Source organism: Sphingobium sp. IP1 (assembly GCF_002708645.1).
Lineage (GTDB): Bacteria > Pseudomonadota > Alphaproteobacteria > Sphingomonadales > Sphingomonadaceae > Sphingobium > Sphingobium yanoikuyae.
This window is the reverse complement of the sequence record NZ_NOIW01000067.1, coordinates 1-24,068: the sequence shown is the minus strand read 5'-3', so window position 1 is coordinate 24,068 and position 24,068 is coordinate 1. Positions and strand designations below refer to the sequence as shown.

The window sequence follows — 24,068 nt, the reverse complement described above, 5'->3', positions numbered from 1 at the left end:
GCACAGGCTGGATTGAAACTATCCGGTGCAAGTCGACGTCAAAACTGATAGCGGCCGCCGGAATATGACAGATATGACATTGGGTGACACCAATATGACGGGTTCGCAGATTATGATGGCACCAACGCCGACCAACGATGTTCTTCCGCGCCGCTTCTCGGATTTCGAGACTTTGGGCGAAGCGTTGGACTATGCGGCGCAGGGCAAGCGCGGCCTCAATTTCCATGATGCGCGCGGCAATCTGGCGCGGCCCTATCCGTTCAGCGAACTGCGCGCGGACGCGATCGCCTGTGCCCATCGCCTGATCGCCCATGGCGTGAAGCCCGAGGACCGCGTCGCCCTGGTCGCCGAAACCGGCGCCGACTTCGCCATGCTGTTCTTCGGCATCGTCTATGCCGGCGCCTGGCCGGTGCCGCTGCCGCTGCCGACCAGCTTCGGCGGCAAGGAAAGCTATATCGACCAGCTCAATGTCCAGCTGTCGAGCTGCGACCCGATGCTGTTCCTCTTCCCCAAGGAACTGGAGGACATGGCGGGCGAATCCGGTCGCCAGAAGTCGGTCGAGAGCATCGCCTTCGAGGATTTCATCGCCCGCGAGGCGGTCCCCTGCGACCTGCCGCAGGCCAAGGGCGAGGAAATCGCCTATCTGCAATATTCGAGCGGCTCGACCCGCTTCCCCCATGGCGTCGCAGTGACGCACCATGCGCTGCTGTCCAACCTGTCGGCGCACAGCCATGGCATGGAAGTGCAGGAAAGCGATCGCTGCATCAGCTGGCTGCCCTGGTATCATGACATGGGCCTGGTCGGCTGCTTCCTGTCGGTCGTCGCCAACCAGGTGTCGACCGACTATATGAAGACCGAGGACTTCGCCCGCCGTCCGCTGGCCTGGCTGGACCTGATCAGCCGCAATGAAGGCACCTCGATCAGTTACTCGCCGACCTTCGGCTACGACATCTGCGCGCGTCGCATGTCGAGCCAGACCAAGGCGGCCGACCGTTTCGACCTGTCGCGCTGGCGACTGGCCGGCAACGGCGCCGACATGATTCGCCCCGATGTGATGCAGAGCTTTGTCGATGCGTTTGGCGATGCCGGCTTCAGCCCCAAGGCGTTCCTGCCGAGCTATGGCCTGGCCGAAGCCACTCTGGCGGTCACCATCATGCCGCCGGGCGAAGGTATCATCGTCGAACTGGTCGAGGAAACCGACCTGTCGGGCGGTGCCGCACCGGAAGGCCGTCCGCAGCGTTTCCGCTCGATCGTCAATTGCGGCAAGCCCGCCAAGGACATGATCGTCGAGATCCGCGACGAGGATGGCGGCCTGATGAACGAGCGCCAGATCGGCAAGGTCTGGACCACCGGCCCCTCGCTGATGGTCGGCTATTTCCGCGATCCCGAAGCGACCGAGGCCTGCATGGCGGATGGCTGGCTGGACACGGGCGACATGGGCTATCTGTCCGATGGCTATCTCTACATTGTCGGCCGCGCCAAGGACATGATCATCATCAACGGCAAGAATCACTGGCCCCAGGATATCGAATGGGCCGTGGAGCAGCTGCCAGGCTTCAAGCAGGGCGACATTGCCGCCTTCGCGATCACCACGCCGGGCGGCGAGGAAGCGCCGGCTGTGCTGGTCCATTGCCGCACCTCCGACAATGAGGAGCGTTCGCGCCTGCGCGACCAGATTCGCGAGCGGGTTCGCGCCATCACCGGCATGAACTGCGTCGTCGAACTGGTGCCGCCGCGCACCCTGCCGCGCACCAGCTCGGGCAAGCTCAGCCGGTCCAAGGCACGTAACCTCTATCTGACCGGCGAGATCCGTCCTTACGATATCGCTGCCTGATCGGGCGACGCATACCGATTGATAACCATTGCCTGCTAGGCCGGGCATGTGGGTATCGAGCAAGGGCAATCCGAAACCGACCGACAGGGACGGGGCTCGCTAAGGGCGATGATGGGGCTCGCACGCCTCGTCGATGAAGCCGATATGCGCGTCCTGACTGCCCAGTTGCAGTCGGCAGACAGCGTCGCGCTGCTGCGTCTGGCGATGAACGTGTTCGGCCTGCTGTTCCTCTGGCGCGTGTTCGGTAGTCATGTTTCGGCGACCGTCATGATTGGCTGGAGCGTCGCGCTGATCGGTGCCGTTGCCATCAGCGCCCTGTTGATCCATCGCCGGAAGATCGGCGCCGGCGGCGTGCCGCAGGCGCGCGACCTGCGCCGTCATGCCCTGACCGGCCTGCTGCACGGCCTGGTCTGGGCGGCCTGCATGACGCTTTTTTCGAGGGGAGAGGGGGCCGAGCATCTAGTGGCGCTCTGGACCCTCATCAGTTGCATCATGGTGTGCGGCGCAATCAGCTATGCGGCGACGCCGCTGGCCGCGATCGCTTTCCTGGTCCCCTGCATCGTCGGTCTGTCGGCGATGTTCGATGGCGAAACCCTGTTGCCGCTGCGGGCGCTCGCCACCAGCTATGCCCTGTCGCTGCTGGTCGGTTGCCTCATCTATGCCCGCACCTTCGCGCGCCAGCACAGCACCACGGTCCAACTGGCCGAGCAGACCGAAGTCGTCAGCCTGTTGCTGCGCGAATATGAGCAGGGCGCGTCCGACTGGCTGTGGCAGACTGATGCGCTGCGCCGGATCAGCGGCGTATCCCAGCGTTTCGCCGAAAGCGTCGGCATGACGCCGCAGGCGCTGGAAGGGGCGCCGCTGGTCCAGGTTCTGGCCGGGGCCGGATGGGAAAGCGGCCGCTTCGCCTCCAGCCTGCATAGCTTGGCGGATCATCTCAAGCGGCGGGAGAGCTTCAGCAATCTGGCGCTGCCCGTCGATGTGCAGGGGCGCACGCGCTGGCTCGAGCTGTCGGCCTCGCCCCGCTATGATGACAATGGCAATTTCCAGGGCTTTCGCGGAGTCGGGTCGGACATCACCATCCAGCGGGAATCGGCCGACAAGATCGCCCAGCTGGCGCGGTTCGACACGCTGACCGGCTTGCCCAACCGCGCCCATCTGCGCGATGCGCTGGATCAGGCAATGGCCGACACCGGCAATCGCCGGCCCGGCTGCGCGTTCCTGATGCTTGATCTCGACCGGTTCAAGGCGATCAATGACAGCCTGGGCCATCAGGTCGGCGACCAGCTGCTCAGCCAGGTGGCGCAGCGCCTGCGCCATGTCTGTGGCGGTGCCGGTTTTTGCGGTCGCATCGGTGGCGATGAATTTGGCGTGGTGATCGCGCGGATCGACGACGACCGGGCGGTGGCGCGCCTGTCGATCGCGATCATCGACGCGTTGTCGGCCCCCTATCAGATCGATCAGCATGTGCTGCATGTCGGGGCGTCGGTCGGCTCGGCCGTCTCGCCGATCGACGGGCACCAGTCCGAATCGATCATCCGCAGCGCCGATCTGGCGCTCTATCGCGCCAAGGACGAAGGCGGCGGCGTCCATTGCCCCTATGAGCCACAATTGCATGCCAAGGCGGAGGAACGGCAGCGGCTGGAGCAGGCGCTGCGTGAGGCGCTGGAGAAGGATCAGCTGCATCTTCTCTATCAGCCGGTCGTGGATGCCACCTCAGGCGTGATCACGGGGTTCGAGGCGCTGGCGCGCTGGACCCATCCCGAACTGGGGCCGATCCCGCCGTCGAAATTCGTGCCGGTGGCCGAGGAGGCTCGGTTGATCGGGCCGATCGGCGAATGGGTGCTGCGCACCGCCTGCCGCGAGGCGATGCGCTGGCCCGCGCATATAAGGGTGGCCGTCAACGTGTCGGCGGAACAGCTGCACCAGTCCAACTTCATCTCCGCGGTGATCAATGCGCTGGCCCAGAGCGGGCTCGATGCGCGGCGGCTGGAGCTGGAGGTCACCGAAAGCGTGTTCATGCATGAGGATGACGGCGCGCTGCGCGTACTGGATCAGTTGCAGTCGATGGGCATACAATTGTCGCTCGACGATTTCGGCACCGGCTATTCCTCGCTCGGTTATCTCAGCCGCACCCGTTTCAACACGATCAAGATCGACCGCAGCTTCGTCGTCGGGGCGGCGCATAACACGCCAGAGAATCTGGCGATCATCCGGGCGGTGGTGACGCTGGCGGAAAGCCTGGGCATGTCGACCACGGCGGAAGGGGTGGAAACCGCGACCGAACTGGACATGGTGCGCCGGCTGGGCTGCAAGAAGGTGCAAGGCTATTATTATGGCCGGCCGATGCTGCCGCAGGATGCGGCGCGCCTGTTCCCCGATCCGCCGGCGCAGGCCTGCGCCGTTGGCTGAGGCACGGCCTCAGCCCTGCTGAACCTGCCGCTCGACCATCGTCCATAGCGCGCCGAAGGCCTGGGCCGGGGGGGAGGCGGGGGCGAAGGCGCCCAGTGGCTTGCGGCGGACCGTCATCTGCTCGATCGTGCTGGCCATAGGGATCGCACCCCAGCCGGGCTGTTCATCCAGTGCCTTGCGATGCAGGCTGCGGCGGCGGTCGACCATCGAATAGACCGGCAGGATCGGCGCATGATTGCCGCCGCGCTGGACCAGATAGCGCGCCACCTCGCCCATCGCGCGCTGCGACAGGGGGGAGGGGATGACCGGGATGACGATCAGGTCGGCGGCGCGCAGCACCTGCTCGCTGGTTTCGGTGAGGCCCGGCGGGCAATCGAGGATGATGCGGTCATAATCCTTGCCCAGGCTGTCGATCAGCTTGGCCAGCCGCTTCTTCTTGTCCATCTCGCGGAACAGATGGTCGAGGCTGCGCAGCGAGGTGTCGGCGGCGATCAGGTCCAGGCCCGGCACGGTGGTGGGCTGGATCAGCTTGCGGACCTCGACATCCTTGCTGAAGATGGCCTGGGCCGCATCGCGGCTTTCAAGATCGGTGGAGAGGAGCCAGCTCGACGCGGCCTGCGGGTCGAGATCCCAGAGCAGGGTGCGCCGCTTCGATATGCTCGCCGACGCCCAGGCGAGGTTGACCGAAAAGGTGGTTTTGCCAACGCCCCCCTTGAGGCTGTAGACGGCGATGGTCGCCAATGCCGGTTCCTTTGCCATGGGAGAGGAAGCTACGGCTTCCCCCCGTCAAAGCAAGGGCTCAAATCAGCCGCTTGTTACATGGGCGTGACAAGCGGCTGATATTCAGAGGATTTCCAGAACCTTGTCCTGGGGGCGGCAGAAGCGCACGCCCTTTTCGGTTTCGACGAAGGGGCGGTTCACATAGGCCGGATTGGCCGCCATCTCGTCCAGGATCGCATCCGCCGTCATGTCCGGCAGGCCGCGTTCCTCGGCATCGGTGCCCATCTTGCGGACCGCTTCGGCCGGGGTCATCCCGGCGTCGGCGAACAGCTGGGCCAGCTTGTCGCGGGTGAAGGGGGTCTTGAGATATTCGACCACCTCCACCTCGACGCCTGGCGTTTCCTCAAGGATCGCCAACGTCTTGCGCGACGTGCCGCATTTGGGATTGTGCCAGATGGTGGCCTTCACTGGCCATCCTCACGGGCAAGCCACTCTTCGAGCCACTTGATCGTATAGTCGCCGTTGAGGAATTCGGGATCCTTCAGCAGCGCCTGGTGCAGCGGGATGGTCGTCTTCATCCCTTCGATCACATATTCCTCCAGCGCGCGGCGCAGACGCATGATCGCGCCCTCGCGGGTGCGGCCATAGACGATCAGCTTGCCGATCATGGAGTCGTAGTAAGGCGGCACCTTATAGCCCTGATACAGGCCGCTATCGACGCGGACATGCATGCCGCCCGGAACATGATAGCTGGTGACGGTGCCCGGCGAGGGCGCGAAGGTCTTGGGATCTTCCGCATTGATGCGGCATTCGATCGCATGGCCGGTGAAGCGGATATCTTCCTGGTTCACCGACAGCGGCTTGCCTTCGGCAACGCGGATCTGTTCGCGCACCAGGTCGAGGCCGGTGATCATCTCGGTCACCGGATGCTCCACCTGCAGACGGGTGTTCATCTCGATGAAGTAGAATTCACCATTTTCCCACAGGAATTCGATGGTACCCGCGCCGCGATAGCCCATGTCGGCCATCGCCTTGGCACAGATGCCGCCGATCCGTTCGCGCTCGGCCTGGCTCAGGACGGGCGAGGGCGCTTCTTCCAGCACCTTCTGGTGACGGCGCTGCAGCGAGCAGTCGCGTTCGCCAAGATGGATGGCATTGCCATTGCCGTCGCCGAACACCTGGATTTCGATGTGGCGCGGATTGCCGAGATATTTCTCGATATAGACGGTGGCGTCGCCGAACGCGGCCTTCGCTTCCGAACCGGCCTGCTGCATCAGCGTTTCGAGCTGGTCGGGCGAGGTGCAGACCTTCATGCCGCGACCGCCGCCGCCGGACGCGGCCTTGATGATCACCGGATAGCCGGCAGCATCGGCAATCGCACGCGCTTCCTCGACATCGCTGACCGCGCCGTCCGAACCGGGAACGAGCGGCAGGCCGAGCGCCCCAGCGGTACGCTTCGCCTCGATCTTGTCGCCCATGGTGCGGATATGTTCGGGCTTGGGACCGACAAAGGCGAGGCCATGGGCCTCGACGATTTCGGCGAACTTGGCGTTTTCGCTGAGGAAGCCATAGCCCGGATGGATCGCGTCGGCGCCGCTGATCTCTGCCGCCGAGATGATCGCGGCGATGTTGAGATAGCTGTCCTTGGCGGCGGGCGGCCCGATGCAGATCGCCTCGTCGGCGAGGCGCACATGCATGGCGTCGGCGTCGGCGGTCGAATGGACCGCCACCGTCTTGATGCCCATTTCATGGCAGGCGCGGTGGATGCGGAGCGCGATCTCGCCGCGGTTGGCGATCAGCAGTTTTTCGATGGCCATGGGATCGCGGCCTTATTCGATGACGATCAGCGGCTGGTCATATTCGACCGGCTGGCCGTTATCGACCAGCACGGCCTTGACGGTGCCGGCGACGGGCGCGGTAATCGCGTTCATCACCTTCATGGCCTCGACGATCAGCACGGTTTCACCGGCCTTCACCTGCGCACCGACGCGCGCGAAGGGGGCGGCGCCCGGCTCGGCCGACAGATAGGCGGTGCCGACGATCGGCGACTTCACCACATTGCCGGCGGGCAGGGCGGGTTCGGCAGCTGCGGCGGGGGCAGCGGCCGGTGCCGCAGCCGGGGCAGCGACGGGTGCCGCTACGGCAGCGGGCGCTGCGAAGATGGGGGCTCCGCCACCGATCTTGCGCGCCACGCGAATCTTGCGGTCGCCGTCCTCGACCTCGATCTCGGTCAGGTTGGTGTCGTCCAGCAAAGCTGCCAGTTCGCGCACCAGGGTGACGTCCACCTGCATCGCGCCCTTGTCATGCTTGTCGTTCATGCTTGACCCTTGTCGTCTTTCAAAATGCGTTCTGGCGGCCAGCGCCTATGCTCATTTGCGCCAAAGCGCAACTTTTGTGCGTTCTACAGTTCCAGGGCTGCTTCGAGCGCCAGCATGTAGGACATGGCGCCAAAGCCCGCGATCGTGCCCTTGGCGGCCATGCCGACATAGGATTTGTGGCGGAAGGCCTCGCGCGTGTGCGGGTTGGACAGGTGGATCTCAATCACCGGCACGGTGATGCCCTTGATCGCATCATGCAGCGCGATCGAAGTGTGGGTATAGGCGCCGGGATTCATGATGATGGCATGGGCGCCCTCGCGATGCGCCTCCTGCACCCAGTCGACCAGATGGCCTTCATGATTGGACTGGCGGAAATCGATCTCGACATGGGCGCGGTGGGCGGCATCCTCCATCCGCTCGGCAATGTCGTCCAGCGTGTCATAGCCGTAGATTTCCGGTTCGCGGGTGCCGAGCATGTTGAGGTTCGGGCCGTTAAGAACATAGATTTTGCGTGTGTCCGCCATGGCGATCCCCCATTCGGTCGAGACTTGTCTGTTGCGGGCGCGGCGTCGCCGCCCCTATATGCGCGCTGATCTTTAGCCCTTCGTGTCGCGCCAAGTCGAGACACGTTTCCAGCCACGAACGGGATAATGTAGTGAGCATCGACGGCACCATCTCCATCCATATCAATGGCGAGCATCGCCGCATCCGCGACGGCCTGACCCTGGCCGAGCTGGCGAGCGAGCTGGGCTTCGCGCCAGAGAAGGTGGCGGTGGAGCGCAATCTGGAAGTGGTGCCGCGTTCGACCCTGGCCGATGTGAAGGTCGAGGACGGCGACGAACTGGAGATCGTGCATTTTGTTGGTGGTGGCGATGTGACCGCCGTTGACGATGACAGCTGGACGGTGGCCGGCAAGACCTTCCGCTCGCGCCTGATCGTGGGCACCGGCAAATATAAGAGTTTCGAGCAGAATGCCGCCGCGCTGGTCGCGTCGGGCGCGGAAATCGTCACCGTGGCGGTGCGCCGCGTCAACGTGTCCGATCCGAACGCCCCGATGCTGACCGACTATATCGACCCGAAGAAGGTCACCTATCTGCCCAACACCGCCGGCTGCTTCACCGGAGAGGAGGCGATCCGCACCCTGCGCCTGGCGCGCGAGGCGGGCGGCTGGGAACTGGTGAAGCTGGAAGTGCTGGGCGAGGCGCGCACCCTCTACCCGGACATGGTCGAAACGCTGCGCGCGACCGAGGTGCTGGCCAAGGAAGGCTTCAAGCCGATGGTCTATTGCGTCGACGATCCGATCGCGGCCAAGCGGCTGGAGGATGCCGGCGCGGTGGCGATCATGCCGCTGGGTGCGCCGATCGGGTCGGGCCTGGGCATCCAGAACAAGGTGACGATCCGCCTGATCGTGGAGGGCACCAAGCTGCCGGTGCTGGTCGATGCGGGCGTGGGCACGGCGTCGGAAGCGGCGCAGGCGATGGAGCTGGGCTGCACCGGCGTGCTGATGAACACTGCCATTGCCGAGGCGAAGGACCCGGTGCTGATGGCGGCGGCGATGAAGGCGGGCGTCGAGGCCGGCCGCATGGCCTATCGCGCTGGCCGCATGGGCAAGCGCATGTATGCCGATCCGTCGAGCCCGCTCGCCGGCCTGATCTGATTCCAGGGCGTCGCGGGGCGAGATTCGACGCGACAGTCGAAGTTCACAGTGTCGTCGGGGTGATTCCGGGCCAATGCGCCGGGAATGCGCCCGCGACGCGACAGCGAAGCGACAGTCGCGCGACAATCGGGTCACGATCGCGCGCGTTCGGCGCGACAGTGGCGCGACATTGAGGCGACAGTGAAGCGACGCCTGGGCGGCACATGACCGGTTGCTTGGGGGCGGATGTCCCATCCCCCAAGGTAGATCAGAAGAGGCGCGTGTAGGACAGCGCGGTTGAGGGGCAGAAGCTGTCGCTAACAGCATCGTCACCCTGAACTTGTTTCAGGGTCCATTTGTCCCAGCAGGCCAATGAGCTATTGGGCTGGATGGATGCTGAAACAAGTTCAGCATGACGTTGTGAGGGAGGGCCGGAAGCCCATTATTTAACCGATCAGGTTGACCGCGATCCTATCCCTCGTTCTTCACTCTTCACCCCGCAACTCCAGCCGGCTGGCGCGGTCGAAGATGGTGAGCACCAGCGGGTCGGCTTCGGCGGCGCGGACGGCGACGTGGAAGTCGACCGGGGGCATGAGCGGGGCGCCGGGCACCGGGACCAGGCGCCCTTCGGCCAGTTGCTGGCGCGCCATCGGCCGGGGGAAGATGCCGATGCCGCTGCCTTCCAGCACGATGTCGATCATGGTGCGGACATTGTTGCACAGGTTGAGCGGACAGTCGGCCAGGTCCGACGCGGCGATCGCATCCTTCATGATGCGGTAGAGCGGCGACAGGTTGGTGAGCGACCAGATCGGCGGGCGGGTGGCCGCCATGGTCGCAACGGTCGCGGGGCTGGCGAGCCAGAGCAGGTCGACGCTGCCGATCGGCGCGGTGCGCAGCATCGGATGGGCGATGCGGCCAGCGGCGAAGGCGAGGTCGGCATGGCCCGACGCGAGCTGCTGGATGAGGTCGGCGGTGAGCGCGATGTCGACCTCCAGGCTGACATGGGGCAGGTCGCGGCCAAGCTGGGCGACGAAGCCGGGCAGGCAGCTGGCGGCGGCAATTTCGCCCGCGCCGATGCGGATGATGCCGGTCGCGCCGGATATGTCGCTGCACCCCATCAGCACGCCCTGGAAACGCGCCCATAGCGGTTCGCTCTCGCGTACCAGTTCGCGCCCCGCTGGGGTGAGGGCCATCGTCCGCCCCTCGCGCCGGAAGAGCGCGGTGCCCAGATGGCTTTCCAGCTCGCGCACCCGCGCGGAAATGGCCGGCTGGGTGGTGTTGAGGCGCGCCGCCGCCGCCGCGAAGGTGCCCAGCCGCGCGATCCAGAGCAGGGTTTCGAGGTGGTAGAAGGCGATGCGATTGATAGACATTGTTTGGGTTTAACTGAAAAAACAAATCATTGGTATTGATCGGTTTGCCTACCTAGTCTGCGCTGAAATTTCAAAAGGATGGATGCCGATGGCCAAGAAGCTCTACCCCGATGCCGCCGCCGCGCTGGAGGGGCTGCTGTTCGACGGCATGCATCTGTGCGCGGGCGGCTTTGGCCTGTGCGGCATCCCCGACCGGCTGATCGACGCGATCCGCGATTCGGGGGTCAAGGACCTGACCATCGCCAGCAACAATGCGGGCATCGACGGCGAGGGGCTGGGCAAGCTGCTGCGCACGCGCCAGGTCAAGAAGATGATCTCCTCCTATGTCGGCGAGAACAAGGAGTTCGAGCGGCAATATCTGGCCGGCGAGCTGGAGGTGGAATTCTGCCCCCAGGGGACGCTGGCCGAGCGCTGCCGCGCGGGCGGGGCGGGCATTCCCGGCTTCTACACCAAGACCGGCGTCGGCACCGCGGTGGCCGAGGGCAAGGAAGTGAAGAATTTCGACGGCCAGGACTATATATTGGAGCGCGGCATCTTTGCCGATGTCGCGATCATCAAGGGCTGGAAGGCGGACGAGAGCGGCAACCTGATCTTCCGCAAGACCGCGCGCAATTTCAACGCGCCGATGGCGACGGCGGCGAAGATCTGCATCGCCGAGGTGGAGGAAGTGGTGCCCGTGGGCAGCCTCGACCCCGATGCGATCCATCTGCCCGGCATCTACGTCAAGCGGATGATCGTTGGCGCCCCCTATGACAAGAAGATCGAGTTCCGCACCGTGCGGCAGAGGGACGCGGCCTGATGGCGACGATGATGCGGCTTGCGCCGGCGCTGTTGCTGGCGCCGCTGGCAGCCTGTGCGACCACCACCGCGACGACTAGTGCGACTGGCCCGGCGCCGGTGACGCCGACCGGACCGGCGGTGCCGCCGGCTGGCATGCAATATCTCTACGGATCGGGCGAGGCGGCGGCGCTGTCGCGCCAGGCCTGGACCGCTTTGGTCGCTCATGCCGCTGCCGTCGTGAAGGCACGGCCGGCCGATTCTGTCGTGTTGGCCGAAGGGGCGAGCCTGGATGCGCCCAAATATGTGCCGTGCGGCAACCGGCCGTTCGCCGCCGTGTTCGACGTCGACGAGACGGTGATGCTGAACACCGGCTTCGAATATCATGATGCGAAGACCGGCAAGGGCTATGACGCGGCCGACTGGGACGCGTGGGAAAAGACCGGCGAAGGCGCGGTCGGCCCGGTGCCGGGCGCGGACAGCAGCCTCAACGCGCTGCGGGCGATGGGCGTGACCGTGATCTTCAACACCAACCGCTCGGTCGCCAATGCCGATGCCACCGCGCGCGCGATCAAGGCGGCGGGGCTGGGCGAGGCGGTGCATGGCCAGACGCTGTATCTGGCCGGCGACGATGCCATGGGATCGCGCAAGGATGGCCGGCGCTGGACGATTTCGCGCAGCTATTGCGTGATCGCGCTGGGCGGCGACCAGCTGGGTGATTTCACCGACCTGTTCAATGCGGGGCAGAGCGTGCCGGCGCGCCGCGACGCGACGCAAGGCCCGGCGATCGCGAAACTCTGGGGCGCGGGCTGGTTCGCCCTGCCAAACCCCGTTTATGGCAGCGGCCTCAAGGGCGGCTTCGACGATGTTTTTCCTGCCGACAAAAGGTGGGCGCCGCCCGCCCAAGGGGAGAAGTGATAATGGCCTGGACCCGTGACGAGATGGCCGCGCGTGCGGCGAAGGAGCTGGAGGACGGCTTCTATGTGAATCTGGGCATCGGCATCCCGACGCTGGTGGCGAACCATATTCCCGATGGCGTCGAGGTGACGTTGCAGTCGGAAAATGGCATGCTGGGCATCGGCCCCTTCCCCTATGAGGGGGAGGAGGATGCGGACCTGATCAATGCCGGCAAGCAGACGATCAGCGAGCTGCCGCAATCGGCCTATTTCAGTTCGTCCGACAGTTTCGCGATGATCCGCGGCGGACATATCGACCTGACCGTTCTTGGTGCGATGGAAGTGGCCGAGAATGGCGACATCGCCAACTGGATGATCCCCGGCAAGATGATCAAGGGCATGGGCGGCGCGATGGACCTGGTGGCCGGCGTCAAGAAGATCATCGTAGTGATGGAGCATACATCCAAGAATGGCGATCCCAAGTTCATCCCGGCCTGCACCCTGCCGCTGACCGGCAAGAATGTGGTCGACATGATCGTCACGGACCTGTGCGTGTTCCAGCGTCTCGACCATGACAGCCCGTTCAAGCTTGTCGAGCTGGCACCGGGCGTGACCGCCGAGGAAGTCGCTGCTAAGACGACCGCCCATTATCTCAGCTAAGGGCGTTTCATGAGCCTCGACGGCACCTATGACGAAGCCAATATCTTTGCCCTGATCCTGCAGGGCAAGATCCCGTCGACCAAGCTGTACGAGGACGAGAACACCTTCGCCTTCCTCGACATCATGCCGCAGACGCGGGGCCATGCGCTGGTCATTTCCAAATGGTCCAAGGCGCGCAACCTGCTGGAGATGGAGGATGAGGCGCTGGCCCAGGTGATGGCGACCACCAAGAAGGTCGCCACCGCCATCCGCAAGGCGCTGGACCCCGACGGTATCCAGATCGCCCAGTATAACGGCGCGCCGGCGGGCCAGACGATCTTCCACCTGCACGTCCATATCCTGCCGCGCTGGGAAGACGACCCCAAGGGCTTCGCCGCCCATGGCGCCGGCGCGCAGGTGGACAAGGATGCGCTGGCGGCGCTGGCCGAAGAGATTCGCGCGCAGTTCTGACGTGGCACTCAAACCCTTCAAGGCGCCGGGCGCGCGGCTGGCGCTGCGGTCCAAGCCGGCCAACAGCTATCTGACCGGGGACCGGGGCGGGGCCGAGGTGATCCTCGACATCTCGCGCCTGCTCTCGCGCGCTTTCCACCCGACGCCGACCGGCATCGACCGGGTCGAATATGTCTATGCCCGCGAATTGCTGGAGCGGATGCCCGACCGGCTGGCCTTTGCGGCAGTCCATCCCGCCGGCGGCTATTATGGGCGCTTGAACCATGCCGCCGTGCGCCAGTTCCTGGCCTTCACCGCGGCGAAATGGCGCAATGTGGATTCGCCCGACGAGCGCAAGGAGCGGGCGGCGGTGATCCGCCACATGTTCGCGACGCGCCCGCGCCCTGTGCCCAGGGCCAAGGGGCCGCGCATCTATCTGCAGGCGTCGCCCCATCATCTGGACGATGCGGCGCAGGTGGGGGCGATCCTGCGGGCGGAGGGCGCGAAGTTCGTCACGCTGGTGCATGATGTCATTCCGCTGAGCCACCCCGAGTTCGCCCGGCCGCAGGGCGCGGACGAGCATCGCCGCCGGCTGCGCAGCATCGATCTTTATGCAACCGGCATCATCGGCAACAGCCAGGCGACCCTGGACGCGCTGGAACCGCATCTGTCGAACGGCCTGACCGATCGCAGGACATGCGTCGCCCATTTCGGCGCCGATCCGCCCGATGTGTTTGGCGGGTCCGGCACGACGCTCCCTGATCGGCCCTATTTCGTCTATCTGTCGACCATCGAGCCGCGGAAGAATCATCTGCTGCTGCTCAATATCTGGCGGCGGATGGTGGACGAGCTGGGTGATGCGGCGCCGATGCTGGTATTGATCGGCCGGCGCGGCTGGGAAAATGAGAATGTCATCGACATGCTGGAGCGGGGCGAGGCGCTGCGCGGCCATGTGATCGAGGCGGGCGAACTGCCCGACAACCAGATGCAGGATCTGGTCGCGGGCGCGCGGGCGATGCTGATGCCGTCCTTTGCCGAAGGCTTCGGCATGCCGGTGGTCGAGGCGCTATGTGCCGGCGTCCCGGTGATCTGCAGCGACATTTCGGCGCATCGCGAAGTCGGCGGGGACGCGCCCGATTATATCGATCCGCTCGATGGCATCGGCTGGATGCGGATGATCCACGCCTATGCCGCAGCGGATTCGCCGCAGCGGGCAGCGCAGCTTGTACGGATCGGCGGATGGCATGCGCCGACCTGGCGTGACTATTTCGACATAGTGACGGAACTGATGGAAGAAGTGACAGCGACTGTTCCTTGACCTGGAATTTTCAGGCGATCATGGAATGGGTTGAATGCAATTTCCCTCCTTGGCGTTGGTAGGCCTGGGGGCGTCGTCGGGGGTATGTGGACATGGCGGAAATCGCCGACGCGGGAGTCGGAGCCTGCCGTCGCTCAGACCGTATTCCGTTCCTGCGGTCGCCGCCTTTCCCCGGCATCGATCCCGCCGTTGCGGCCATCAGTCAGGATGACCAGGGCGGCTTCTTAGCGCCCATATCCGACGGGTTACTAGATGCGTTGCGGCTGGCCCGGGTGGGCGGTGATTTCTGGGGACATCGGCCGAAAGGGCTGTTGCTGGTCGCGCGCGAAGGCGTGTGCATCGATCCCTCCATCTGCGTCGGTCTTGTTGCCGGGCAGATTGGCATTGTGCCCGCTGATGCCGGCGCGAAGCGTGGGGCAGCGCCAGCAATCGGGCATTGGCTGCCTTCGGTCTGCGATCCCTGGGCATTGCTGGCCGACGCGCGGACCGTCCATGCCAAGGTGGACGATGACCTTGCCATCGTCGCCGGCTTGTTGGACATTGCAGTCGTCGGGCCGGATGGTGTGGCGTTCTCCGCAGAGCAGTTGAAGGACGCGGCGCGCTATCGACTGGCAAGTGCCCGCTATCGGGACTGCTTCAGCGGCGGGATGGTCGATGCCGCCCATGCAATTGCGCAACTGGCCGATTGGCGACGACATGTGGACGGCAATAGAGGGATTGCGGCGGCAAGCGGCATGGCGTTCTGGAAGCGGGAGGCGATGCGTCATTTCCTGTGGGATGGAGTCCGCACACCGCCCTTCCTGCCACCCGCACGCGGCTTGGCGCGGGCACGGCGGGAAGCGGGCGCGCTGGCGATCTGGCCATCGCGGGTGCCCGTCACCATCGCAGCGGATGCGGCTGCTGCCGGCGTTGCTTTGGCACGCGTCGAGGACGGGTTTTTGCGTTCACGGGGGCTTGGCGCGGCGCTGCATCCGCCCGGATCGGTGGTGATCGATCGATGCGGCATCTATTATAATGCGCGCGGGGCAAGCGATCTGGAAAGCTTGCTCGCCACGCATGCATTTTCGTCGGACCTGGTCGAACGCGCGCGGCTGCTGCGCGCGCGGGTCTGTGATGCCGGTGTCACCAAATATGGTGCCGAGGCGGGCCAGATGATCGACCTGCCGCCCGGCCGGCGCACGGTGCTGGCGGTGGGGCAGGTCGATGACGACATGTCGGTGCAACTGGGCGGGGCCGGGGTCGATGGCAATCTCGACTTTCTGGCGCGAGTGCGTCGTGCAGAACCGAACGCCTGGATCATCTATCGCCCGCACCCCGATGTGCAGGCCGGCCACCGCAAGGGGCATTTGAGCGACGCTGTCGTGTTGGAACATGCCGACGAGATCGACAGCGGCGCGCCCCTGATGGCGTTGGTGCAGGCGGTGGACGAAGTGCATGTCCTGTCATCGCTGACAGGCTTTGAGGCGTTGATGCGCGGCTGTGCCGTGACGGTCCATGGCATGCCTTTCTACGCTGGTTGGGGGCTGACTCGCGACCTTGCCAAATCCTCTCCGCGACGGGGGCGACAACTCGACGTGGATCGACTTGTCGCGGCCGCACTCATTCTCTATCCTCGCTACATCGATCCCGTGACGCGCTTGCCTTGTGGTCCCGAACTGATGGTGGACCGCCTAGCGAGTGGATCGACGCCGCCGATGACATGGCTCATCCGGCTGCGCGCGCTACAGGGGAAGCTACGAAGATTTATGACATTGTCCGCTGAGTTCCTTCATGGCTGAACCAACGTCGAAAACATTCTTGTTCCTGCAGGGGCCGCATGGTCCCTATTTCTCGATGCTTGCGGACGCGTTGCGCAAGCGCGGGCATTCTGCTCTGCGGATCAACATCAATGGTGGCGACAAGGTCGATTGGCCAGGAGATGCCACCGATTATCGTGGAACATTTCGTAACTGGCCGCTCTTCTTTGACGATTTTATCGTCAATCATGGCGTTACGGACCTGATTCTCTATGGTGATTGCCGTCCCTACCATACCTCGGCACATGGCATGGCACGGCTGCGCAACTTGCATGTTCATGTCGTGGAGGAAGGGTATATTCGCCCCGATTTCCTGACCTTGCAGGACGATGGCGTGAACGGCAATTCGACTCTGCCGCTGGACCCGCATTGGTATCTAGACCAGGTCCGGGGCTTGCCGGACTATATCGATAATCTGCCGCCCGTACCCTCGACCTTCAATGCCCGTGCGCGCAACACGATGCGCAATGGTCTGGCCGCTGCATTCATGCGGCCCTATTTTCCATTCTACCGAACCCACCGGCCGCATAGTTTCCTGATGGAATCGGTCGCCTGGTGTCGCAAGCTGGTCATGCGTCGCGGTGACGGGCGCCGGTCTTTGAAGGCGTGGGATACGGTCAAGGATAAGCCCTATTTCGCGCTCCCGTTGCAACTCAACTCCGACTATCAGATTCGCGTTCATTCGCCCTTCGGCAACATGCGCGCTGCGCTGCGTTTCGCTATCAAGAGCTTTGCGCAGCATGCGCCTGATCATGTCTCTCTTGTGGTGAAACGCCATCCGCTGGACCCCGGTCTTGTCGCCTGGGACCGACTGACTCGCCGGCTGGCCGCGCATTATGGCGTAAAGGACCGTGTCGTCTATCTGGCCGATTGGGACATTGCCAAAGTGGTGGGCAAGTCGTTGGGCGTGGTGACGGTGAACAGCACTGTAGGCACGCTGGCGCTCAATGCCGGCAAGCCTGTCGTGGTTCTGGGGCACGCAGTCTACAAGGTGCCAGGAGTGGTGCATCAGTCGAGCCTTGATGATTTCTGGTCGGCGCCGCGCCAGCCGGACATGACGCTCTATTCAGCGTTTCGGCGAGTTCTGGTCGATCGCTGCCTCATTCGCGGAGGGCTTCTGAGCGAGGAAGGGCTGCAGATGCTCGTCAGCAACGCAGTTGATCGGCTGTTGCGGGCGCCTGCGCAGATTATCCGGCCAGACCGAGGCCGGGCACCACGATGGACAATGCAAAAGGGCACGGCGTTACGTGGAGTACGCTAAAGGACAATTTTGGTGACCATCGCCATTGATCGGCGAATGCGCAATCTTGCCGAAGTGAATCGGTGACTACATGCTATTGTCATCGATCAGTGCTGAAGAATGGGCGATCATCGGGCTTTCGCTCCGGGTCAGTCTGACAGCGGTCTTCGCGATGCTGCCGATAGCTTTTGCCTTGGCATGGTTGCTCGCGCGCTATCGTTTTCCTGGCAAACTGATGCTTGATGCACTGGTGCATTTGCCGTTGGTGGTGCCACCGGTGGTCACCGGCTGGCTACTGCTGCTTCTGTTTGGTCGGCAGGGTGTTTTTGGTTATTGGCTGGAAAGCTGGTTTGGCATCAGTCTGTTGTTTCGCTGGACGGGCGCAACGCTCGCGGCAGCAATCATGGCGATGCCGCTGATGGTGCGCGCTATCCGGCTGTCGATTGAGACAATCGATCGACGATTGGAGGCTGTCGCCCAGACGCTCGGAGCAGGCCGTATCCGGGTCTTCTGCACCATCTCGTTGCCACTCGCGGTTCCGGGCATATTGGCTGGCATGATCCTGGGTTTTGCTCGATCGATCGGGGAATTTGGCGCCACCATTACCTTTGTGTCCGATATACCAGGGGAGACCCGAACACTGCCGATCGCCATCTATTCCGCACTGCAACTGCCGGACAGCGAAAATGCGGTATTGCGGCTGGCGCTGATTTCGATTGCGCTGTCGCTCGGCGCGTTGATGGCATCCGAATGGCTCGCGAGACGCATGGGCAGGGGCGACCATGTCCTTTGACATCCATGTCCGTCGCCGACTGGGGGCCAATCATCTGGCCATAGACATCGCCAGTTCCAGTGCGATCGTCGGCCTATTTGGTCCATCTGGGGCAGGCAAGAGCAGCCTGCTCAACATGGTGGCCGGTCTATTACGTCCCGATGAAGGTCGTGTCGCGATTGCCGGGGGCACGTTGTTTGACAGCGCCGTCGGCGTAGACCTGCCCATCGCGCAGAGGCATTGCGGCTATATTTTTCAGGATCTGCGCCTCTTTCCGCACATGAGCGTGCGCGGGAACCTTATTTATGGCCGAAGGCATAGTGGGGGCAGCGCGCTTGATATGCCAGCTATCGTCGACATGTTAGGCATCGGCGATCTGCTTGAGCGCCGGCCACATTCTCTCTCCGGGGGGGAGGCGCAGCGCGTGGCGATTGGGCGTGCCTTGCTAGCCAATCCTCATTTTTTGTTGATGGATGAGCCATTGACGGGCCTGGACCAGGGCCTGAAGGACCAGATACTGGAGCTTATACGCAAGTTGCACGCGGCCACATCGATCCCGATTCTTTATGTCAGTCACGATCGTGCAGAATTGGAGGCGCTGGGAGCCGACCTTGTCTCGATCCGTCCGTCGAAAACCGGAGATGGTGCGGGGCTTTGAGATGATGGCGTGCGCGATCCGTAGAAAAACAATCGGCGATCAGGGCGCGCTGAAGCCGTAACGGCCAAGGATCGCCCGGCCCTGCGCCGACAGCAGGAAGCGGCGGAAGCCTTCCGCGTCACGGTGGCGACTGGCGGTCAGCCGCGCCACCGGATAGCGGATCGGCGGATGGCTGCCGGTCGGGAAAGTCCCGACCGTCTGCACCGATTTCGAGGCGCGGGCATCGGTCGCATAGACGATGCCGAACGGGGTGGCGCCGCGTTCGACCAGGGCGAGGGCGGCGCGCACGCTGTCGCCGCGCGCGACCTTGTCCGCGACCGAGGGCCAGACATTGAGCGCGGTGAGCGCCGCCTTGCCATATTTGCCCGCCGGTACGGCGTCGGGATCGGCCATGGCGAGGCGGCCGCCGTTCAGCGCTGCGGCGAGCGGCATGTTGCGGCCGATGCGCAGCCGCACCGGCTTGCCGGCCGGGGCGACCAGCACCAGCCGGTTGCCGGCCATGTCGGCGCGGCTGCCGCGCGCAACGAAGCCGGCCTTCTGGATATCGTCCATCCAGTCCTCGTCGGCGGAGGCGAACAGGTCGGCGGGGGCGCCGGCCTTGATCTGCCGGGCCAGCGCCGAGGAGGCGGCGAAGGACAGGACCGGGCGAGCATGGCCCTGCCGCGCCCAGGCATCGGCGGCGGCATTCATCGATTCCTGCAGGCTGGCGGCGGCAAGCACAAGTGGCCCGCGCTTGTCCTGAGCAACTGCCCAGGATGGCGACAGCAAAAGGGACAGGAGCGCGAGCGCGCGCAGCAGGAGCGGAATCGGATGAAGGAAGCGCATGGACGCCTTGTGCGCCCGGCGCCGCGGCCATGCAATTGTCGGCACATGCTTTTGTCGCCGCGTCCGATCCGCTAAGCAGGCGCCGGTGATGCCGATCCTTCCCCCCTTCGTCCGTTCCGGCCGGACCCGCGCAGCCCTTTGACATGGCAGTGATACGCACGCTTTGCGGCCGGTGCGGCGTCGGCTGTGGCCTGCGCGCCATCACCGGCGAGGATCGCGACCTGATGGTCGAGGGCGACCGGATGCATCCGGCCAATGCCGGGCGGCTGTGCGGGCGCGGGCTGGAGATCGCGGAAGAGGTCGGGCTGGAAGGGCGATTGCTCCAGCCGATGATCGACGGTCGGCCGCAACGCTGGGAGAAGGCGATCACGCAGGTCGCCCGGCGCTTGTCGGCGGTGATCGCCCAGCATGGCCCGGACAGCGTGGCGCTGCATGTCGGCGGCGGCCTGCTGACCGAGGATTATTATGTCGCCAATAAGCTGATGAAGGGCTTCATCGGTTCGGCCCATGTCGATGCGGGTTGGGCCGCCAATGATGGCGCGGCGCTGGCGCAGCGCGCGGCCTATGGCGAGGATGTGATGCCCGCCGCCTATGAGGATATCGAGCGGGCCGAGCTGATCCTGATGGTCGGCGCGGATCTGGCGCAGGATCATCCGGTGCTGAACGCGCGGATCGCGGCGGCGCGGGCCGAGCAGGGCGTCGAACTGCTGTTGCTGGCGGCGCCGGGCGAGGGGACGAGCATCGAGGCCGACCTGCGCATCGAAATGCCGCGCGACGGCATGGCGTCCTGGATCGCCGGACTGCTGCGCCATTGTCATGATGTCGGCGCGACCGATGGCGACTATCTGGCGCGCAGTGTCAGCGTGCCCGACGATTTCTGGGCGCAACTGCGGACCCGCCATGATCTGTGGTCGGTGGCGCGCAGTTGCGGCCTGTCGCCGGTGGAACTGCGTGCGCTCTATGACCGGATCGCCGCCGTGCCGCGGATCGTGACGCTGTTTGGCGGCGCGGACGAGGGGCTGGCGCGGGCGGTGATCGATTTCCATCTGGCGACGGGGCGGATCGGCAGGCCGGGGGCGGCGCCCTTTGCCATGACGGCCGCGGCCAATGGCATGGGCGGGCGCGAGGTCGGCTGCAATGCGAGCGGCCTCGCGGCGCATCGCGGCTTCACGGCATCGGCTATGGCAGAAATAGCCCGTTTCTGGTCAGCGGAGGCGATGGCGACCGGGCCGGGGTTGGACGGCGCGGAACTGGCCGACGCGGTGCGGAGCGGGCGCATCCGCGCGCTTTGGAGCATCGGCGGCGACGGCATCGATCCGGCCTGGCTGCGCGCGGCGCTGGACGCGGTGCCGCTGGCGATCCGCTCCACGCCCTGGGCCGATCCCGAGCGGGACGGGCGCGGTATCGCGCTGCCATCGGCCAGTTGGGTCGAGAAGGACGGCACGCTGACCGGGGCGGACCGGCTGATCAGCCGCCAGCGCCGGCTGTTCCCGCTGCCCGGCGAAGCCAAGCCCGACTGGTGGATCGTCACCCAGGTAGCGCGCGCCATGGGCTGGCAGGCGGCCTTTCATTATGAATGGGCGGCGGAAATCTATCGCGAGCATGTGCGCCTGACCGCCTATGGCAATGACGGCGCGCGGCTGCTCAACCTGCGCCGCCATGCCCCGATTTCCAACCCGGCCTATGAGGAACTGACCCCCTGGCGCTGGGGCGAGCTGCCGTTCGACGAGGGGCGGTTCCCGACGCCGGATGGCAAGGCCCGCCTGCTGCCTCTGTCCTAGGCGGTAGATCGCCGGGCGACGGGGCGCCGACGCGACAGTAGAAAGTTCACACCGTTGTGCGGCATGTGGTGACGCGTCTTTTGGCGGATTTGCGTCAGGTCGGTCGGCGCGGGGTGATGGCCGCGCGGCGATCAGGCGCCAGTGTCGCGCCTGCGACGCGACAGCGAGGCGACAGGGAAAGGACAGCGACGCGACAGTGTCGCGTGGGCGGCGGCAGTGGAGGCGGGAAAGGGCGCGGCGTTCCATCGACGCATGTGGAACAGAAAGGGCGAGAGTAGGAAAGCGAAGGGGCTGCTACCGACCAAGAGCGGCCATGTTCCCCCTCCCGCAGGCGGGAGGGGTTGATGGGAGGCGCGTGACTCCCATCAAGGGGGTGGGCTGGACGTCGCGATAGACCACCCCGCTGCGACTAACGCGCTGCGCGCGCAAGTCTCGCTTCCCCTCCCGTTTACGGGAGGGGAATGGCAGGAGACCACCCAACATTGCCATCCCAGCGGAGGGCTAGGGCCATATTCTCGACAGCTTCAGCCTCGCGTTATGCCCGTGAGATGATCGAGCAGGGCGTCGCCATTGGCGGTCCAGGTGAAGCGCAGGGCGGCGGCGCGGACGGCGTCGCGTTCGGGCGGGTCTGCCAATATGTCGGCGATCGCTTCGGCCAGGGCTTCGGGTTCGCGATCGACGATCTTGCCGGCTTCGGGGCGATCGAGCAGTTCGCGGGCGCCGCCGACATCGGTGATGACGATCGGCGTGCCGCAGGCGAGCGATTCCACCCAGGCATTGGCGAGTCCTTCGGATTCCGATGGCAGCGCCATCACGTCGGCGGCGGCATAGAGGCGCGGCAAGCGATCGTGCGGCACCGAGCCGAGGAAGCCGATGCGCCGTTCGACGCCCAGTTCCTGCGCGAGATTTTCGAGCATCCGGCGATATTGGCCCTGGCCGGCGAGCAGCAGGGTGGTGCCGGGCAATTGGGGCAGGGCGCGGACCAGAATATCCTGGCCCTTGCGGGGGATGAGCGCGCCGACGCAGAGGATCAGCGGCCCTTCGAAGCCGAGCGCGGCCTTGGCCTGATCGCGATCGGCGATTTCGAAGCGGTCGAGATCGACGCCGGTATAATGGACCCGGATCTTGTCGGCATCGATGCCCATCCTGCCCATGGAACGCCGCATCGCGGCCGATACGGCGAGCAGGCCGGCGGCACCGTCGGCGGCGCGCTTCACCATCTTCTTCGTGCCGCGCTGGGTGCCCCAATGATGAATGTCGGCGCCGCGCGCCTTGACCGAATAGGGGATGCCGAGCGCCTTCGACAGGCGCTGGGCCACTGGGCCGTCGGGGAAGAAGAAGCTGGCGTCGATCACGTCGAACGGGGTCTGGGCGTGCAGCCGCTTGACCAGCGGCAGGATGGCGCGGGTCATGGTGAGGACATTGGTGCGGCCGCCGAATTTCGGGATGATCGGGAAGGTCGGCCGATAGACGGTCAGATCCTTCCACCTTTCCTTGGGTGGCAGGGCCCGCAGCGGGGCATAGCGGCCGGCGCGCGAGAGCGGCCAGGGCGGCATGCCGATCGGGGCGACAACGGTGACGCTGACGTCGGGGCGGCTCGCCAGTTCGCGCGCCTGTCGCTCCACGAAAACGCCGAAATTGGGCCGGCTCATGTCCGGGAAGAGCGTGGAAAGCGTGAGGACGTTGAGTGTCATGGGCCCTCCCTACTGCATGTCGGTTAAGCGAGGCTTAGGCGTGGTGGGGGCGCTTGGCTATAGCCGTCGGACGAGTTGCACCGCCACCGCGCCCCAGGGTGGGTCGGTCAGCACCTGTTGCCGGGCGCCATGGCCGAGCGGCAATATCTGGAGCCGGTCGCCCTCGCGGCCGATGAGGCGGCCGAACAGGAAGCGGCCAGCGGGGCGGGGAAAGAGGACGTCGCGGTTCAAGGCGCTGGCGAAATCGGCCGGGGCGATGCGGCGGCACCAGATGGCGTCGCCGCTGCGATAGTCGCCTATGCTGGCATTGACCTGGATGCCGATCATGCCGTCGGCGGGCACGGGCGGCGGGAAGGACAGGGCGCGGACCGGTGCGCGCGCGCCCTCCGGCCCGAGCAGGGCGGCGACGGGCACTTCGCTCTGGCCGGGCAGGGCGACCAGTTCCGCGCTGGTGACGCCGAGCGCATCGGCAATCCGGTTCAGCCATTTGACCGAGACGGTGCGTGTGCCGGTTTCGAGCCGGCCGATCGTCTGAGCGGTGGTAGGCGGCAGGCAGAGCAGGCCCACCTGTTCCAGCGTCAGGCCCTTGGCCTTGCGGACCTCACGGATGCGGGTGATCATGGCTGTCCTCGGGTTGATAACCTATTTGGTTTTCTCTTTCCTACAGATTATCCGTCGTGGCAAGCCCCTGGCCTTCGCCACCCTGTCAGGAGATGCCGCCATGGCCACCCAGTTTGTCGACCAGATGATCGAAGACCCTGCCGGCAAGATGCAGGCGGTGAAACTGCATCTGGGGGAATCGCCGCTCGGCTGGCTGCATGCACGCGGCCATGTGAGCGACCGGCAACTGGCGGCGGGGGAGCGGCTGCGGCGCGACTGGGAGCAGGCGGGACTGGGCGCGCGGGTGACGATGCGCTGGGACGGGGCACCGG

Annotated in this window: 23 protein-coding genes; 14 read left to right on the top strand and 9 right to left on the bottom strand. The window is 65.1% G+C overall.

Translation table 11 applies throughout. From position 1 onward, the window contains the following. The first annotated feature begins 73 nt into the window (after positions 1-73). A complete protein-coding gene (locus CG471_RS20065; RefSeq protein WP_037506178.1) occupies positions 74-1,834 on the top strand; it encodes a fatty acyl-AMP ligase in 1,761 nt (586 codons plus the stop codon). Between the two features lie 108 nt (positions 1,835-1,942). After that, positions 1,943-4,246: a bifunctional diguanylate cyclase/phosphodiesterase gene (locus CG471_RS20060; protein WP_048936422.1), complete on the top strand. Its 2,304-nt coding sequence runs from the start codon at positions 1,943-1,945 to the stop codon at positions 4,244-4,246. 9 nt (positions 4,247-4,255) lie between these two features. Here CG471_RS20060 and CG471_RS20055 read toward each other — a convergent pair whose 3' ends face one another. The 5 genes from CG471_RS20055 to aroQ all read right to left on the bottom strand — a co-directional run bounded on the left by CG471_RS20055 (position 4,256) and on the right by aroQ (position 7,808). Then, positions 4,256-5,005, bottom strand: coding sequence for a ParA family protein (locus tag CG471_RS20055; RefSeq protein ID WP_017500882.1), 750 nt, complete (start codon positions 5,003-5,005; stop codon positions 4,256-4,258). Between the two features lie 84 nt (positions 5,006-5,089). Beyond that, complete coding sequence (locus CG471_RS20050; RefSeq protein ID WP_097382186.1) at positions 5,090-5,434, bottom strand: arsenate reductase family protein; 345 nt, start codon at positions 5,432-5,434, stop codon at positions 5,090-5,092. Then, on the bottom strand, positions 5,431-6,783 hold the full coding sequence (accC, locus tag CG471_RS20045; RefSeq protein WP_004210354.1) for an acetyl-CoA carboxylase biotin carboxylase subunit: 1,353 nt from the start codon (positions 6,781-6,783) through the stop codon (positions 5,431-5,433). The genes CG471_RS20050 and accC overlap by 4 nt, the downstream gene beginning before the upstream one ends. A 12-nt stretch (positions 6,784-6,795) precedes the next feature. Further along, a complete protein-coding gene (gene accB, locus CG471_RS20040) occupies positions 6,796-7,284 on the bottom strand; it encodes an acetyl-CoA carboxylase biotin carboxyl carrier protein (protein ID WP_004210355.1) in 489 nt (162 codons plus the stop codon). Positions 7,285-7,367: 83 nt separating this feature from the next. Next, positions 7,368-7,808, bottom strand: a complete 441-nt coding sequence (gene aroQ, locus CG471_RS20035) for a type II 3-dehydroquinate dehydratase (protein ID WP_099233313.1) — start codon at positions 7,806-7,808, stop codon at positions 7,368-7,370. A 131-nt stretch (positions 7,809-7,939) separates the two neighbouring features. Between aroQ and thiS the strand changes: the two genes are divergently transcribed. Beyond that, complete coding sequence (thiS, locus tag CG471_RS20030; protein WP_099233311.1) at positions 7,940-8,941, top strand: sulfur carrier protein ThiS; 1,002 nt, start codon at positions 7,940-7,942, stop codon at positions 8,939-8,941. A gap of 464 nt (positions 8,942-9,405) precedes the next feature. Here the strand turns inward: thiS and CG471_RS20025 are convergent, their stop codons facing one another. Beyond that, complete coding sequence (locus CG471_RS20025) at positions 9,406-10,290, bottom strand: LysR family transcriptional regulator (protein WP_099233309.1); 885 nt, start codon at positions 10,288-10,290, stop codon at positions 9,406-9,408. Between the two features lie 88 nt (positions 10,291-10,378). On the opposite strand from CG471_RS20025, the gene CG471_RS20020 reads away from it, so the two are divergent. The 9 genes from CG471_RS20020 (at position 10,379) to CG471_RS19980 (ending at position 18,836) form a co-directional block, all read left to right on the top strand. After that, positions 10,379-11,089 carry a CoA transferase subunit A gene (locus CG471_RS20020; protein ID WP_099233324.1) on the top strand — a complete coding sequence of 237 codons (711 nt, stop codon included), beginning with the start codon at positions 10,379-10,381 and terminating at the stop codon, positions 11,087-11,089. Beyond that, the gene (locus CG471_RS20015) at positions 11,089-11,985 is read left to right on the top strand and encodes an HAD family acid phosphatase (RefSeq protein ID WP_099233307.1); all 897 of its coding nucleotides are present in this window, start codon (positions 11,089-11,091) and stop codon (positions 11,983-11,985) included. The genes CG471_RS20020 and CG471_RS20015 overlap by 1 nt, the downstream gene beginning before the upstream one ends. A gap of 2 nt (positions 11,986-11,987) precedes the next feature. Continuing rightward, positions 11,988-12,623, top strand: coding sequence for a CoA transferase subunit B (locus CG471_RS20010; RefSeq protein WP_099233305.1), 636 nt, complete (start codon positions 11,988-11,990; stop codon positions 12,621-12,623). Between the two features lie 9 nt (positions 12,624-12,632). Then, entirely contained in the window at positions 12,633-13,073 is a 441-nt protein-coding gene (locus CG471_RS20005) for an HIT family protein (RefSeq protein WP_097382193.1), read from the top strand. 1 nt (position 13,074) lies between these two features. Further along, positions 13,075-14,370 (top strand): glycosyltransferase family 1 protein, encoded by a 1,296-nt coding sequence (locus tag CG471_RS20000; RefSeq protein ID WP_099233303.1) that lies wholly within the window; start codon positions 13,075-13,077, stop codon positions 14,368-14,370. Between the two features lie 92 nt (positions 14,371-14,462). Further along, positions 14,463-16,148 carry a beta-3-deoxy-D-manno-oct-2-ulosonic acid transferase gene (locus CG471_RS19995; protein WP_099233301.1) on the top strand — a complete coding sequence of 562 codons (1,686 nt, stop codon included), beginning with the start codon at positions 14,463-14,465 and terminating at the stop codon, positions 16,146-16,148. After that, positions 16,141-17,427 carry a capsule biosynthesis protein gene (locus CG471_RS19990; RefSeq protein ID WP_099233299.1) on the top strand — a complete coding sequence of 429 codons (1,287 nt, stop codon included), beginning with the start codon at positions 16,141-16,143 and terminating at the stop codon, positions 17,425-17,427. Before CG471_RS19995 ends, CG471_RS19990 begins: the two co-directional genes overlap by 8 nt. Before the next feature lie 70 nt (positions 17,428-17,497). Beyond that, positions 17,498-18,199 carry a molybdate ABC transporter permease subunit gene (modB, locus tag CG471_RS19985; protein WP_037506164.1) on the top strand — a complete coding sequence of 234 codons (702 nt, stop codon included), beginning with the start codon at positions 17,498-17,500 and terminating at the stop codon, positions 18,197-18,199. Further along, positions 18,189-18,836, top strand: coding sequence for an ATP-binding cassette domain-containing protein (locus CG471_RS19980; protein WP_099233297.1), 648 nt, complete (start codon positions 18,189-18,191; stop codon positions 18,834-18,836). The genes modB and CG471_RS19980 overlap by 11 nt, the downstream gene beginning before the upstream one ends. Before the next feature lie 39 nt (positions 18,837-18,875). Here CG471_RS19980 and modA read toward each other — a convergent pair whose 3' ends face one another. Beyond that, positions 18,876-19,661 (bottom strand): molybdate ABC transporter substrate-binding protein, encoded by a 786-nt coding sequence (modA, locus tag CG471_RS19975; RefSeq protein WP_099233295.1) that lies wholly within the window; start codon positions 19,659-19,661, stop codon positions 18,876-18,878. A gap of 143 nt (positions 19,662-19,804) precedes the next feature. On the opposite strand from modA, the gene CG471_RS19970 reads away from it, so the two are divergent. Further along, entirely contained in the window at positions 19,805-21,442 is a 1,638-nt protein-coding gene (locus CG471_RS19970) for a molybdopterin oxidoreductase family protein (RefSeq protein ID WP_099233293.1), read from the top strand. 524 nt (positions 21,443-21,966) lie between these two features. Here CG471_RS19970 and CG471_RS19965 read toward each other — a convergent pair. Next, positions 21,967-23,136, bottom strand: a complete 1,170-nt coding sequence (locus CG471_RS19965) for a glycosyltransferase (RefSeq protein ID WP_099233291.1) — start codon at positions 23,134-23,136, stop codon at positions 21,967-21,969. A 57-nt stretch (positions 23,137-23,193) separates the two neighbouring features. Continuing rightward, entirely contained in the window at positions 23,194-23,757 is a 564-nt protein-coding gene (locus CG471_RS19960) for a helix-turn-helix domain-containing protein (protein ID WP_004210404.1), read from the bottom strand. Positions 23,758-23,857: 100 nt separating this feature from the next. Here CG471_RS19960 and CG471_RS19955 point away from each other — a divergent pair. Beyond that, a partial coding sequence (locus CG471_RS19955; protein ID WP_257211618.1) for a DUF6456 domain-containing protein occupies positions 23,858-24,068 on the top strand: 211 nt, incomplete at its 3' end.

What these genes read in the sequence shown, in the direction of transcription:
- CG471_RS20065 (WP_037506178.1), top strand. Translation starts at nt 74, where the DNA reads ATGACATTGGGTGACACCAATATGACGGGTTCGCAGATTATGATGGCA.
- CG471_RS20060 (WP_048936422.1), top strand. Translation starts at nt 1,943, where the DNA reads ATGATGGGGCTCGCACGCCTCGTCGATGAAGCCGATATGCGCGTCCTG.
- CG471_RS20055 (WP_017500882.1), bottom strand. Translation starts at nt 5,005, where the DNA reads ATGGCAAAGGAACCGGCATTGGCGACCATCGCCGTCTACAGCCTCAAG.
- accC (WP_004210354.1), bottom strand. Translation starts at nt 6,783, where the DNA reads ATGGCCATCGAAAAACTGCTGATCGCCAACCGCGGCGAGATCGCGCTC.
- accB (WP_004210355.1), bottom strand. Translation starts at nt 7,284, where the DNA reads ATGAACGACAAGCATGACAAGGGCGCGATGCAGGTGGACGTCACCCTG.
- aroQ (WP_099233313.1), bottom strand. Translation starts at nt 7,808, where the DNA reads ATGGCGGACACACGCAAAATCTATGTTCTTAACGGCCCGAACCTCAAC.
- CG471_RS20025 (WP_099233309.1), bottom strand. Translation starts at nt 10,290, where the DNA reads ATGTCTATCAATCGCATCGCCTTCTACCACCTCGAAACCCTGCTCTGG.
- CG471_RS20020 (WP_099233324.1), top strand. Translation starts at nt 10,379, where the DNA reads ATGGCCAAGAAGCTCTACCCCGATGCCGCCGCCGCGCTGGAGGGGCTG.
- CG471_RS20015 (WP_099233307.1), top strand. Translation starts at nt 11,089, where the DNA reads ATGGCGACGATGATGCGGCTTGCGCCGGCGCTGTTGCTGGCGCCGCTG.
- CG471_RS20010 (WP_099233305.1), top strand. Translation starts at nt 11,988, where the DNA reads ATGGCCTGGACCCGTGACGAGATGGCCGCGCGTGCGGCGAAGGAGCTG.
- CG471_RS20005 (WP_097382193.1), top strand. Translation starts at nt 12,633, where the DNA reads ATGAGCCTCGACGGCACCTATGACGAAGCCAATATCTTTGCCCTGATC.
- CG471_RS19995 (WP_099233301.1), top strand. Translation starts at nt 14,463, where the DNA reads ATGGCGGAAATCGCCGACGCGGGAGTCGGAGCCTGCCGTCGCTCAGAC.
- CG471_RS19990 (WP_099233299.1), top strand. Translation starts at nt 16,141, where the DNA reads ATGGCTGAACCAACGTCGAAAACATTCTTGTTCCTGCAGGGGCCGCAT.
- modB (WP_037506164.1), top strand. Translation starts at nt 17,498, where the DNA reads ATGCTATTGTCATCGATCAGTGCTGAAGAATGGGCGATCATCGGGCTT.
- CG471_RS19980 (WP_099233297.1), top strand. Translation starts at nt 18,189, where the DNA reads ATGTCCTTTGACATCCATGTCCGTCGCCGACTGGGGGCCAATCATCTG.
- modA (WP_099233295.1), bottom strand. Translation starts at nt 19,661, where the DNA reads ATGCGCTTCCTTCATCCGATTCCGCTCCTGCTGCGCGCGCTCGCGCTC.
- CG471_RS19970 (WP_099233293.1), top strand. Translation starts at nt 19,805, where the DNA reads ATGGCAGTGATACGCACGCTTTGCGGCCGGTGCGGCGTCGGCTGTGGC.
- CG471_RS19965 (WP_099233291.1), bottom strand. Translation starts at nt 23,136, where the DNA reads ATGACACTCAACGTCCTCACGCTTTCCACGCTCTTCCCGGACATGAGC.
- CG471_RS19960 (WP_004210404.1), bottom strand. Translation starts at nt 23,757, where the DNA reads ATGATCACCCGCATCCGTGAGGTCCGCAAGGCCAAGGGCCTGACGCTG.